This window comes from Pseudoxanthomonas mexicana, from assembly GCF_001556105.1.
GTDB classification, from domain to species: domain Bacteria; phylum Pseudomonadota; class Gammaproteobacteria; order Xanthomonadales; family Xanthomonadaceae; genus Pseudoxanthomonas_A; species Pseudoxanthomonas_A mexicana_A.
The window spans coordinates 1-12,634 of the sequence record NZ_LSIF01000106.1; the positions used below are offsets into that span (position 1 = coordinate 1).

Below are 12,634 nucleotides of genomic sequence, written 5' to 3' on the forward strand. Positions count from 1 at the left end.
ACAACCTGGGCCTGACCTGCGACCCGATCGGCGGGCTGGTGCAGATCCCGTGCATCGAGCGCAATGCGATGGGCGCGGTGAAGGCGATCAACGCCAGCCGCATGGCGATGCGTGGCGACGGCAAGCACAAGGTCAGCCTGGACAAGGTGATCAAGACCATGCGCGACACCGGTCGCGACATGCAGGACAAGTACAAGGAAACCAGTCGCGGCGGACTGGCCGTCAACGTCATCGAGTGTTGAACCCGTGGACGGCGTCAGCCACATCACCTTCATCGTCCGCGATCTCGCACGCATGACCACCTTCCTCTGCGAAGGCCTTGGCGCATGCGAGGTCTACGACAGTGCTGGTGAGGACTTTTCGCTGTCCCGCGAAAAATTCTTCCTGTTGGGGAACGTATGGCTGGCAGCGATGGAAGGCGAGCCGCCTACCGAACGCTCCTACCAGCACGTCGCGTTCAAGGTGAGCGAATCCGACCTTCCGGTCTACCAGGCAAGACTCGAGGCCCTGGGCGTCGATATCCGTCCCCCGAGGCCCCGCGTGGAGGGTGAGGGCATGTCGCTGTACGTCTACGACTACGACAACCACCTTTTCGAACTGCATGCGGGCACGCTGGAACAGCGCCTTCATCGTTATCGATCGGGGCAATGACGTTCTGCTCGGGGTCTGATGCCGTTCGCGTCGCTCGACTCAGAGGTTGAGGGTATCGCGTGCCTGCTCGCAGGCAGCGGCGTCGGACGTACACGCGGCGTCCGCACGGTTGTCGCGCAGGGCCGCATCCTTGCCGATCGTGTAGCCGAACCACACCACCAGCAGGACCAGCAGCAGCGCCATCACCACCCAGGACGGCACTCTGCCCGCTGTTGGGTCGACCGTCGCCGGCGACCCCGTCGCACCGCCATCCGTACCACCGCCGACCAGGTCCGCCACCGGCACGTCCAGCGCCGCGGCCAGCGCCAGGCAGGTCTCCTGCGTCGCGGCTGAGCCCGCTTCGATCCGCTGCAGGGTCCGCGCACTCAGCCCGGCGACCGACGCCAGATGCTCCTGCGACCAGGCGCGCTGCTCCCTCAGGGTCCGGATCCGTTCCGCGTTCAGTTTCATGTCCATCGTCGTTCGCTGGGCTCCGGTCAGTGTACGTTGGCCTCCAGCCTCCCCCGGCGCGGGGCGTGACGCCACGACAGCGACACGACACCTGCCCGACACGCCCCTTTAGGCGTGCGGGTCTGCGCCGATACCGTACTTTGGTAAACCGACTTACCGGAGACGCGTCCTGTCCCAGTCCGTGGACAAGATCCGCCGCAGCCGGCCTTCCTGGCGGCGTCGACTGGCGGCCTGGTGCCTGCCCCTGCTGGGCGGGATGGCGGCGCTTTGCCCGACCGCGCACGCACTGGACCCGTCCAAGTCGTTCCATCACTACGTACGCAACCACTGGAGCCTGGAACAGGGCCTGCCCCAGCTGAGCGTGCTCGCCATCGCCCAGGACCGGCCCGGCTACCTCTGGTTCGGCACGCAGGCCGGCCTGAGCCGGTTCGACGGCGTGCGCTTCACCAACTACGACCTCGACAACACGCCGGAGCTGCCCAGCACCTGGATCCAGGCCCTGCACACCGATCGCGAAGGCCGTCTGTGGATCGGCACGCCGCAGGGACTGGCGGTTCGCGACGGCAATCGCATGAAGACGCTGTCGGTCGCCCCGGGCGAACCGGCCGGTGTCGTGGACGTGCGCGCACTGGCACGCGATGCGCGGGGCCGGCTGCTGGCCGCCACGCCGCGCGGCGTCATGGTCGTGGTGGCCGACCGCCTGCAGACCCTGCATCCCATCGACGATGGCGGCGCACTGGCGTTGCATGTGGACGATGACGGCACGCTCTGGGTCGGTGGACGCGGACGCGTGCATGTCTTCGATGGCGCGGGCGAACGCGTCATGACGCTTCCGGCGGGCGCGTCACTCGCCACCATCACCTCGCTGACCCGCCATGACGGGCGCCTCTGGGTGGGCTGCGATAGCGGCCTCTACGTGCTCGATGGCCAGCACTGGCAGCGCCATCGCGACGTGGCGGCGGTCAGCGGTGGCGTGCTGGCCTTGCACGAGGATCGCGACGGCATCCTCTGGGCCAGCACGCGCGACACCCTGTACCGGTTGCAGCAGGGCCGGCTGCTGGAACGGATTCGTGCCGAAGGACCCTTGGCCGAAATCCGCGCCTTCTACGAAGACCGCGAATCCAACCTGTGGCTGGGCAGCAACAACGAGGGCGCCAGCCGCGCGTGGAACGGTTGGACGCGCCGCTACAGCACTGCGGAAGGGCTGCGCCAGCCGTTGCTGTGGTCCATCGCGCAGGCACCGGATGGTCGCGTGTGGGTAGGCAGCGACGATGGGGTGAGCGTGCTGCAGGACGGCCGCTTCCACGAGGTGGTCGCGGGGCGCGACCTGCCGCATCCCGCCGCGTACAGCCTGCTGCCCGAGAACGGTCAGACCTGGATCGGCACGCGCAACGGCGCGGCGCTGTACCGCGATGGCCGTGTGCAGCGGCCACGCGCACTGACGGCGATGGACGCGGCCCAGGTGAACGGTATCGTGCGCGATCGTCAGGGGCGCGTGTGGTTCGCCACCAGTACCGGCCTGTACCGGTGGACGCAAGGCGACGATCGCCTGCGTCACTACGGAGAACGCGCAGGACTGCGCGACGTGCGCGTGCGCGTGCTGATGGAAACCCGCGACGGACGGCTGCTGGTGGGCACGCAGAGCGGCCTGTACGAATTCATCGACGAACACCTGGTCGCCCTGCCACTCACCGGCACCGGCCTGGATGCGCCGCACATCGTCTCCCTGCATGAACTCGCCGGCGGCCAGTGGCTGGCCGGCGCGCTGTCGGAAGAAATGATGCTGCTGTTCGATGGCCGGCGCTGGACGCGGCTGGACAAGACGCGCGGCGTCCCGGCGAATGCTCCGTTCTTCTTCGCCGAGGACGCCAGCGGCTTCCTGTGGGCAGGTGGCCTGCGCGGCATTTACCGGATAGCCGTGGCGGACCTGCTGAATGCCGCCGACGACCCCGCGTTCCGGGTGACGGCGCGCACGCTGCTCAACGAACGCGGCGACCGCCACGGCGGCCAGAAAGGCGACTGCTGCAATGGTGCCGGCAACAGCCGCGGCTTCATGGTCGACAACGCACTCTGGCTGCCGACCCGCGATGGCATCGTGGTGATGGCGACCGACCAGTCGCTGGCCAATGACTACCTGCCCGAGTCGGTGATCGAACGCGTCCAGGTGCAGGGGCAATGGCGGCCGGCGGAGCGCGCGATCGAATGGTCGTTGCCGAGCGCCGCGCGCGATCTGCGTTTCGAGTTCACCACGCTGAGCTTCCAGGCATCGGACCACATCGACATCCGCTATCGCCTGCAGGGCTACGACGACGAGTGGAAGCTGCTGGACGATCCGCACCAGCGCAGTGCGACCTATACCAACCTGCCCGCGGGACGCTACGTGTTCGAGGTGCTGGGCACCAACAACAGCGGCGTATCCGGCCGCACCGCAGCGACGCAGGCGTTCGCGATCGCACCGTACTTCTACGAAAGCCCGTGGTTCTACCTGGTGCTCGCCGTCGCGCTGGCGATCCTGGTGATGCTCTCCAACCGTTGGGTGCTGCGACGCCACCACAATCGTCGCGTCGCACTGGAACGCCTGGTGGAGCAGCGCACGCGTGACCTGCAGCAGGCCAACCGGCAACTGGAGGCGCTCAGTCTCACCGACCCGCTGACCGGCCTGCACAACCGCCGCTACCTGACCCAGCAACTGCCGGCGGACATCGCTTATTACCAGCGCACGCCCGGCTTCGCCGCCGGCGTGGACGTGCTGGCCTTCGCACTGCTCGACATCGATCATTTCAAATCGATCAACGATGGCCACGGGCACCAGGTCGGCGACCATGTGCTGCAGACGGTGGCCCACCGGCTGCGCACGCTGTCGCGCGATGGCGACTACGTGATCCGCTGGGGCGGCGAGGAATTCCTGATGGTGTTCCGGCCGATGCCGCGACACGAGCTGCATGCACTCGGGCGCCGCATCTGCACGGCGATCGCGCTGGAACCGGTGGACGTGGCCGGCACGCGCCTGCAGGTGACCGCATCGCTCGGGCTGATCGGCTATCCGCCGTTCCCGGCCGCACCCGACCTGCTGGGCTGGGAACAACTGGTCTCGCTGGCGGATCGCGCGCTCTACGAGGTCAAGGCGCGTGGGCGCAATGGCTGGGCGCTCTACGAGGCCACGCCGCTGCCGCTGCCCGCGCTGGAGGTGGACCACCTGCGACGCGACCCGGGCGACCTGGTCCGCAGCGGTCATCTCGTGTTGCGTGGCCCGCATCATCCGACACCGGCGATAACCGCGCAGGCGGATTGACGTTCCTGCAACGTGGCCGCGATACGCTGTCCTGCCACGCTGCAGAAATCCCCCATGAAGATCACCTATCCTGCGCTGGCCGCGCTGCTCGCGTTCAGCGCCGTCGCGCAGGCCGAATCCATGCCCCGCTACGGCGCCCGCCTCGAAGGCTTCGACTACCCGCGACCGGTGCAGACCTTCGCCTTCACCTCGCAGGCGCAGCCGCTGGAGATGGCGTATCTGGACGTCGCACCCGCGAAGCCGAATGGCCGCACCGTCGTGCTGCTGCATGGCAAGAATTTCTGCGCCGCCACGTGGGAGTCCGCGATCGAGGCACTCGCGGGCGCCGGCTTCCGCGTGGTGGTGCCGGACCAGATCGGCTTCTGCAAATCGAGCAAGCCGCAGCGCTACCAGTATTCGTTCGGCCAGCTGGCCGCCAACACGCGGGCACTGCTGGTCCGCCTCGACATCGACCGTGCCGTCATCGTGGGCCACTCGATGGGCGGCATGCTGGCGACCCGTTACGCGCTGCAGTACCCGGCGTCGACCGAGCGGATGGTGCTGGTCAATCCGATCGGGCTGGAAGACTGGAAGGCCGAAGGCGTGCCCTGGCGCAGCATCGATGCATGGTACGAGCGCGAGTTGAAAACGTCCTTCGACAGCATCCGCGACTACCAGCGCACCGTGTACTACAGCGGCGACTGGAAGCCGGCGTACGAGCAGTGGGTCGGGATGCTGGGCGGCATGTACGCCGGCGACGGCCGCGAGGCGGTGGCCTGGAGCCAGGCGCTGACGTCGGACATGGTGTTCAACCAGCCCGTCGTGTACGAATTCCCGCGCATCGCGGCGCCGACCACGCTGTTCATCGGCCTGAAGGACCGCACGGCCATCGGCAAGGACCTCGCAGCAGCGGACGTGGCGAAGCGGCTGGGCGACTATCCGGCATTGGGCAGGCGCGCGGCCGCGGCGATTCCTGGCGCGACGCTCGTGGAGTTCGCTGATCTGGGCCACTCGCCGCAGGTCGAGGACCCGGCGCGCTTCAACGCCGACCTGCTGAAGGCGATCAACGTTCCCTGACGATCCGGCTCACGGCGCGGGCGCGGTGGTGTCGCTGATCCGTGCGAGGACGACGTCATCGACGTCCTTCGAGACCACCGCGTCCACCTTTCCATTCGCCGCGCGCCGGAAGCGCAGCGGACCCAGGCCGCCGTCCATGGCGAACAGGGTGTCGTCGAGCGGGACCAGGTCGGCGGGCGGTCCGTCCGCCGACTGTGCGTGCAAACGGCCGTGTTCGAGCGTGATGCGCAGCGTCCAGTCGTAGCGTTCGACACGGTAGGTGCCGACATAGTCGCGCAGCGTCGCCTCCGGTACGGTGACGCCCTTCGGCTTCACCCGCTGGTTGATGTCGCCCAGGCCATGCGTCTGCCCGCATACGGCGCACATCGTCGGCGGCGCCAGGTTGCTGATGGCGTGCGCGACGGGATGCCGGGTCTGCAGGAACGCATGCAGCGCGCGGAGATCCTCGTCGGTCAGGTGACGGAACGCGGCCCACGGCATCATCGGATGCGTCAGCCCTTGCTTGCCCGTGCGCATCAACTGGACGAACGCCGCGGCGTCGTAGTCGATGCCGGTGGCATGCGGGGTGAGGTTGGTGCTGTAGATGTCCTTGCCATCCCGCGAGATGGCATTGCCACCGGCGAACGCACCCGGCAAGCGCTTGGCTTCCCACAACGTATGGCAGCCGCCGCAATCGCCGATCGCCGCCAGGTAGCGTCCGCGTTCGAGCGGGCTGTCGTCGACCGGGCCCGGCACGGGCGTGGTGATCGGCATGGGGCGACCGACGATGCGCTGGACTTGTTCGTCGGAAAGCTGCGTACGCGGCAGCGGATTGCGGATGGCCGGCAACGAGCGCAGGTAGACGATGACCGAGGCGAGGTCTTCGTCCGACAGCATCGAGAACGATGGATACCACATCTGCGGATGCAGCGGCCGTCCGTCATGGCTGATGCCTTCGCGGATCGCGCGCGCCAGCATGTCGTCGCTCCAGCCGCCGACGCCGGTCTCCACGTCGGACGTCAGGTTCGGTGCGACCAGCCGTGTCGTGCCTTCGTCCTTCCATACATGCCCGGCCAAGGTACGGCTCTGTACAGGCGGTGCGCCGGGCTGCCCCCAGTCGCGGTCCGAGTGGCACAGCGCGCATTGGAGGATGCCGTCGGCGAGATAGCGTCCGCGTTCGCGCCGCGCCTCGGTGCGCTCGAACGTGCGATCGGTCAGCGGGCGGATGCGCAAGCCGGGCAACGGCGGTTGCTGGGCGATCGTCGGCAGTGCGGGTCTGGGGGTGGGCGCGGGTGTCGCGTGTTCCCCGCACGCCGCGATGAGCAGCAGGCATCCGCCCGTGAGCACGGTCCGCACGTACGAGGTCAGGCGCATCAGACCGCTCCGGATGACGGGTGTCGAACGGAGCCAACGCGGCAGGCGTCCGGACACGGACACCTCCCGGCAGGAAGATGGCCTACGCGGCGGCGATGGCCAGCACGTCGTCCAGCAGGGCGGCGGCCGTGACCTCGGCACCGGCGCCTGGCCCCTGCACGACCAGCGGCTGTTCCGGGTAGCGGTCGCTGTAGATCGCGACGCGGTTATCGGTGCCGCCACCGCCGCACAACGGATGGTCCTCGGGCAGCGCCTGCAGCCCCACGCTCGCGCGTTCGGCATCGAAGCGGCCCAGGAAGCGCAGGCGCGCGCCGTTGCGATAGGCGTCCTTGAAGCGCGCCGCCAGCGGTGCGTCCAATTGGTTGAGCGCGGCATCCAGCTCGGCCAGCGGCAACGCGGCGAGGTCCGCCGGCACCAGCGAATCCACGCGCACGTCCTCGGTCTGCAGCGGGAAGCCAGCGGCGCGCGCGAGGATCAGCAACTTGCGCCGCACGTCCTCGCCGGACAGGTCCAGCCGCGGATCGGGTTCGGTGTAGCCGGCCTGGCGCGCCTGCCGGACGAAGCCGGAAAACGCGCGCATGCCGTCGTAGTGGTTGAACAGCCACGCCAGCGAGCCGGACAGCACGCCTTCGACGCGATGGATGCGGTCGCCACCGGCGACCAGCGCGCGCAGGCTGCGCAGCAATGGCAAGCCCGCGCCAACCGTCGCGGCGTCGCCATAGCCCGCGCCGGAATCGGTACGCGCCCGTGCGATGGCGTCCGCACGCTGCAGCGCGCCGCCGACGCCGAGCTTGTTCGCCGTCACCACATGCACGCCACGCGCCAGCCATTCGGCATGCCGGTCGGCGACCGCGTCGCTGGCGGTGGCATCGACCACGATGTCGCCGGACCGCAGCGCCTCGCCTTCCGCCCACGGCGGCACCACATCGTCACCGGCAGCGGCCCGCCTGGCGTTGTCCAGCGTCTGCAGCGCGGAGCCCTCACAGGCGTGCAGCGCGCGCGAATTGGCTAGCCATGCCAGCGCCGGCAAGGGCAGCGCGCGTTCCTGCAGGCGCTGGTAGCGCGCGACGAACGCGCTGCCCACCACGCCGGTGCCGAGCAAGGCCAGCTTCGGCGCGGATCGCGACGCGGCCGCCAGGCGGACGACGGTACTCATGCGTCGGCGAGCTTGCGTTTGGATTCCGCCGCAACCGCTGCCGCACGTTCCAGCGCCGCGGTGATGTCCGACAGCAGATCGTCGGTGGCTTCGATGCCGACCGACAGGCGCAGCAGGCCATCGGTGATGCCGGCCTTCGCGCGCGCTTCCGGCGTCATCGCCGCATGGGTCATCGTCGCCGGATGCGCGACCAGGCTTTCCACGCCGCCCAGCGATTCGGCCAGGGTGAAGTAACGCAGCCCTTCCACGAAGGCACGTACGGCCTCCTCGCCACCGTCGAGTTCAACGCTCAGCATGGCACCGAAGCCCTTCTGCTGGCGCGCCGCGACCGCGTGGCCGGGATGCGACGCCAGGCCCGGGAAATAGACCTTCGACACCACCGGGTGCGCGTCCAGCAGCGCGGCGATGGCGGTGGCGTTCTCCTGGTGCGCGCGCAGGCGCGCGTCGAGCGTGCGCAAGCCGCGCAGGGTCAGGAAACTATCGAACGGCGACCCGGTCAGGCCCAGCGCGTTCGCCCACCAGACGAGCTGCTGGTGCGTCTCGGCATCGCGCGCGATCACCGCGCCGCCGACCACGTCGCTGTGGCCGTTGATGTACTTGGTGGTGGAGTGCAGCACGATGTCGGCACCGAACGCGATCGGCGTCTGCAGCGCGGGCGACAGGAAGGTGTTGTCCACCACCGTGCGCGCGCCGGCCTTGTGCGCCGCCTCGATGACGAAGCGCAGGTCGGTGATGCGCAGCAGCGGATTGGACGGCGTTTCGATCAGCACCAGCTTCGGCGACTGCGCCAGCGCATCGGCCAGCGAGCGCGGATCGGTCAGGTCGGCGGTGATCAGCTCGAAGTGGCCCTTCTTCGCCAGCGCGTTGAACAGGCGCCAGCTGCCGCCGTACGCATCGTGCGGCACGACCAGGCGATCGCCCGGCTCCAGCAATGCGTTCAGCACCAGCGTGATGGCGCCCATGCCGGTGGCGGTGATGACCGCGCCGGCGCCACCTTCCAGTTCGGCCAGCGCTTCGGCCAGCAGGTCGCGCGTGGGATTGCCGCTGCGCGTGTAGTCGTATTCGCGCTTCTGCGCGAAGCCGGCGAAGCTGAAGTTCGACGACAGCACGATCGGCGGCGTCACCGCGCCATAGGCGGTGTCGCGGTCGATGCCGGCACGGACGGCGGCGGTGGCGGGACGACAGGGCGCGTCGGCGTCGGTGGGGATGTAGCTGCTCATGCGAGGTCTCCGGCGGCGCGCAGGGCCGAGGTGAGGATGGAATCGATGCGGTCGGTTTCTTTCAGGAAAGCGTCATGGCCGTAGGGCGAGCGCAGCACGCGCAACTGGCCGAGCGTGGCGAGGCCTTCGACCAGCGAGACGGAATCGGACAGCGGCACCAGGCGGTCGCCTTCCACCGCGACCACCAGCGTGGGCACGCGCACATCGGCGGGATCGACGCGGTGCAGGTCGATGGATTCGGACAGGCGCACGTAGGCATTCACCGGCGTGCGCGCCACGTACTGCGCGCCGGCGGCATCCAGGTAGTCCTCGGCGGCGACGCGCACGCGGCCGTTGACGATTTCCGGTGCCGTATCGAAACGCTCGCCGAATTCCTCCGGCGTGCGGTAGCTGAGCATGGCGAACTGGCGCGCCAGCGACAGGCCCTGCGCATCGGCGCACTGCAGCTGGCCCAGCGTGACCGCACGGCGTTGCAGCGCGCGCCAGGCGGCCGCATAAGGATGCGCGCGATGGGCGCCGCTGACCGCGACGAGCTGCTTCAGCCGGTCCGGATGCCGCACGGCGAGCTGCAGGCCGACCAGCGCACCGTAGGAATAGCCGACGAAGGCGTCCAACCGTGCGATGCCCAGCGCCGACAGCAACTTGGCAATGGCGTCGGCCTGGTCGGCGGTGTCGATGGGGGCATCGAGGCGGCCGTCGGCACCGATGAAGTCGAACGCGAGCAACTGGCGCCGGGCCGGATCCAGCGCGCGGCCGGTGCCGACCAGCTCGTTCAACCAGCCGCCCTCGGGAAACACGCCGCTCGCGGTCAGGTGACGATGGGCGGAAATGCCGCCGGCAACGAAGACGACGGGTGCACCGACAGGCCCCTGCAATTCGTAGCGCAGGGTCACCGCGCGTGCACCGGCATGGCGCATCGCCAGTTCGACCACCACTTCGCCGCGCAGGGCGCGCGGACTGTCGTCCTGCGTGGACGGCAACGGGAAACCGTCGATCGACGACGGTTCTGGCAGGCGGTTCAGGGCGGGACTGACGAAACTCATGGCGGCATCCGATGGGCGTGGCCCCTTGCGGGACGGGACTGCACCACCGAGCTTCGCGGAGCTCGCGTTCGCCGTGCCGAGGACACGGTACGAACCATCTTCCGGCAGACGCTGAGGTCCCCGCAGGATTTGGCACCACCACGGCGCTTGCGCGTCGCTGGCTGCCCCGGCTTCTTCGGGCCTGTCCCTCTGCCGGTCTCGATGGTGGACGTACTGTGCCCACGTCGCCACGGCATGTCAATCGCTTTATTCGGATGAAGCGATGAAATTTGACGTCGATCGCGCTGCCGACGGCTGCGGCGATGCCGCATAATCCATGACATGACCCGGAATCACCTTCTGGGCGGTCTTTGCGCGGTCCTGTTGGCCGGCTGCTCCACCGCCCCTCTGCACACCTCCACGCCCCCCGCCCCGCCGCCGAAGACCGCGGCCGACGCGGTCATCACCGAAACCTGGGTCTCCGCACCGGTGGCCGGCGACGAACTGGACTCTCTGGTCGCGTGGCCCACGGACGACGGCCAGGTCTGGCTGATCGCCACCGCCAAGGCCCGTCACCACCTGGCCATCTACGACGCCGACAGCGGCCACCGGCTACGCACCGTCGGCATGCCCGGCAGCGCGGTGGGCCAGTTCAACCGCCCCAATGGCATCGCCGTGTTCGGCGACCTGCTGTTCGTGGCCGAGCGCGACAACCATCGCGTGCAGGCGTTCCGGCTGCCGGAGTTCGCCCCGCTCGGGGCCTTCGGCGACGACGTGCTGCGTTCCCCGTACGGTCTGTGGGTGCACGAAACGGCCCCCGGCGAGTTGGAACTGTTCGTCACCGACAGCTTCATGGCCGATTTCCGCACCATGACCCTGCCGCCGATGGCCGAACTGGACGGCCGCGTGAAGCGCTTCCAGGTGAAGGTGGTGGAGGGCGGCAAGGTCGAAGCCCGGCTGCTGGGCCAGTTCGGCGACACCGGCCCGGCCGGCGCGTTGCGCATGGTCGAGTCGATCGCCGGCGACCCGGCGCATGGCCGCCTGCTGATCGCCGAGGAGGACCGTCGCGTCGGTTCCACCCTGCGTGATTACACGCTGGCCACCGCCACCTACAACGGCCACAGCCTGCCCACGTTCGATGCCGATGCCGAGGGCATCGCACTGTGGTCGTGCAGCGCCGACGGCGGCTACTGGGTGGCGGTGGACCAGCTGACCCCCACGCGGTTCCGCCTGTTCGACCGCGCCACGCTGGCGCCTGCCGGGGTGTTTTCGGGCAAGGTGACCTCGAACACCGACGGCGAAACGGTTTACGCCATGCCGACCCGACGCTTCCCCGCCGGCGCGCTGTTCGCGTTGCACAACGACGTGTCGCTGGCGGCGTTCGATTTGCGCGACATCGCCCGTGCGCTCGACCTGAAAGGCGATTGCCCGCGGTGAGCGCACGCTGGCTGGCCTTCGCCTGCGGCCTCGCCGTGCTCGTCGGCAGCATCGGTGACGCAGGCGCCGCCCGCCTCTACCGCTGGAAGGACAAGCAGGGCTATACCCAGTACGGCGACCAACCGCCGCCGCCGGAGCAACTGGCCGGCAGTGGCGTGGACGTCATGCGGTTCCGCAACCCGCCCAGTGCGCTGGTGCGCCTGAGATTGGAAAGACAAGGCGCGCGCTACGAAGCCTGGGCCGACAACCTGATGCACGGGCCGGTGGAAGTGCAGCTCGGCTTCCGTCGCCAGCGCGACGTGCGCAGCGCGCCCACGCTGCCTGCCCGCGCCGTGGTGCCGGCGCGCAGTAGCGTGCTGGTGGCCAACATCAGTGTCACCGATCCCCTGCGGGGCGGCGACTTCGAACTGACCCTCGACGGCATGCCGGGAGACCCGGGCAGCCGTCCGCAGGACTACGAGTACCGGCTGCCATTCGATTACGGCCGCGTGCGCGTAGACCAGGGCCCGGGCGGCCGCTTCAGCCACAGCGATGTGCAGAACCTGCACGCCGTCGACTTCGCGGTGCCCGAGGGCACGCGGATCGTGGCATCGCGCGAGGGGCTGGTGATGCAGGTGGAATCGGATTTCGACAAGGCGGGCCTGAACCGCGAGAAGTACGGCGGTCGCGCCAATTTCATCCGCATCCTGCATCCCGACGGCAGCATGGCGCTGTACGCCCACCTGAAACCCGAGGGCGCGCAGGTGCGCGTCGGCCAGTACGTCAGCAAGGGCCAATACATCGGCATGTCCGGCAATACCGGCTTTTCCACGGCGCCGCACCTGCATTTCGTGGTGCAGGCCAATCGCGGCATGCGGCTGGAATCGGTGCCGTTCCGCATGTTCGGCCCACTGGGCCAGTTGCAGTTCCCGTCCAGCCGCTGACCGGGCCGGCCCGGGAGCACCCCGGCCGGTATAATCGCCGCCTTCCCGCTTGCTCCACGCCCCTCAGGGCGCCT

At 69.0% G+C, this 12,634-nt stretch carries 11 protein-coding genes and 1 riboswitch; of the genes, 6 read left to right on the forward strand and 5 right to left on the reverse strand.

The genetic code is table 11. The annotated features are described in order from the left end of the window. A partial coding sequence (locus tag AX730_RS17860; protein ID WP_198147213.1) for an L-serine ammonia-lyase, iron-sulfur-dependent, subunit alpha occupies nt 1–242 on the forward strand: 242 nt, incomplete at its 5' end. 4 nt (nt 243–246) lie between these two features. Next, nucleotides 247–651, forward strand: a complete 405-nt coding sequence (fosX, locus tag AX730_RS17865; protein WP_083538067.1) for a FosX/FosE/FosI family fosfomycin resistance hydrolase — start codon at nt 247–249, stop codon at nt 649–651. Between the two features lie 39 nt (nt 652–690). On the opposite strand, the gene AX730_RS17870 is transcribed toward fosX, so the two are convergent. Next, a complete protein-coding gene (locus AX730_RS17870; RefSeq protein ID WP_198147245.1) occupies nt 691–1,101 on the reverse strand; it encodes a helix-turn-helix domain-containing protein in 411 nt (136 codons plus the stop codon). Nucleotides 1,102–1,282: 181 nt separating this feature from the next. On the opposite strand from AX730_RS17870, the gene AX730_RS17875 reads away from it, so the two are divergent. Together AX730_RS17875 and AX730_RS17880 are read left to right on the forward strand one after the other, a co-directional pair. After that, complete coding sequence (locus tag AX730_RS17875; RefSeq protein WP_062358554.1) at nt 1,283–4,393, forward strand: ligand-binding sensor domain-containing diguanylate cyclase; 3,111 nt, start codon at nt 1,283–1,285, stop codon at nt 4,391–4,393. 120 nt (nt 4,394–4,513) lie between these two features. Continuing rightward, nucleotides 4,514–5,449, forward strand: coding sequence for an alpha/beta fold hydrolase (locus AX730_RS17880; RefSeq protein ID WP_232310296.1), 936 nt, complete (start codon nt 4,514–4,516; stop codon nt 5,447–5,449). Between the two features lie 9 nt (nt 5,450–5,458). Here AX730_RS17880 and AX730_RS17885 read toward each other — a convergent pair whose 3' ends face one another. The 4 genes from AX730_RS17885 to metX form a co-directional block, all read right to left on the reverse strand. Further along, the gene (locus AX730_RS17885) at nt 5,459–6,802 is read right to left on the reverse strand and encodes a c-type cytochrome (protein WP_062358555.1); all 1,344 of its coding nucleotides are present in this window, start codon (nt 6,800–6,802) and stop codon (nt 5,459–5,461) included. A gap of 82 nt (nt 6,803–6,884) precedes the next feature. Continuing rightward, a complete protein-coding gene (locus AX730_RS17890; protein ID WP_062358556.1) occupies nt 6,885–7,958 on the reverse strand; it encodes a homoserine dehydrogenase family protein in 1,074 nt (357 codons plus the stop codon). Next, nucleotides 7,955–9,178: an O-succinylhomoserine (thiol)-lyase gene (locus AX730_RS17895; protein ID WP_062358557.1), complete on the reverse strand. Its 1,224-nt coding sequence runs from the start codon at nt 9,176–9,178 to the stop codon at nt 7,955–7,957. The genes AX730_RS17890 and AX730_RS17895 overlap by 4 nt, the downstream gene beginning before the upstream one ends. Then, on the reverse strand, nt 9,175–10,221 hold the full coding sequence (gene metX / locus AX730_RS17900) for a homoserine O-succinyltransferase MetX (protein ID WP_062358558.1): 1,047 nt from the start codon (nt 10,219–10,221) through the stop codon (nt 9,175–9,177). Before metX ends, AX730_RS17895 begins: the two co-directional genes overlap by 4 nt. Nucleotides 10,222–10,312: 91 nt before the next feature. Further along, a riboswitch (SAM riboswitch) is annotated at nt 10,313–10,429 on the reverse strand. Between the two features lie 113 nt (nt 10,430–10,542). On the opposite strand from metX, the gene AX730_RS17905 reads away from it, so the two are divergent. Both AX730_RS17905 and AX730_RS17910 read left to right on the forward strand, forming a co-directional pair. After that, on the forward strand, nt 10,543–11,637 hold the full coding sequence (locus AX730_RS17905) for an NHL repeat-containing protein (protein ID WP_083538068.1): 1,095 nt from the start codon (nt 10,543–10,545) through the stop codon (nt 11,635–11,637). After that, entirely contained in the window at nt 11,634–12,560 is a 927-nt protein-coding gene (locus AX730_RS17910) for a peptidoglycan DD-metalloendopeptidase family protein (RefSeq protein ID WP_083538070.1), read from the forward strand. The genes AX730_RS17905 and AX730_RS17910 overlap by 4 nt, the downstream gene beginning before the upstream one ends. Nucleotides 12,561–12,634: the final 74 nt, after the last annotated feature.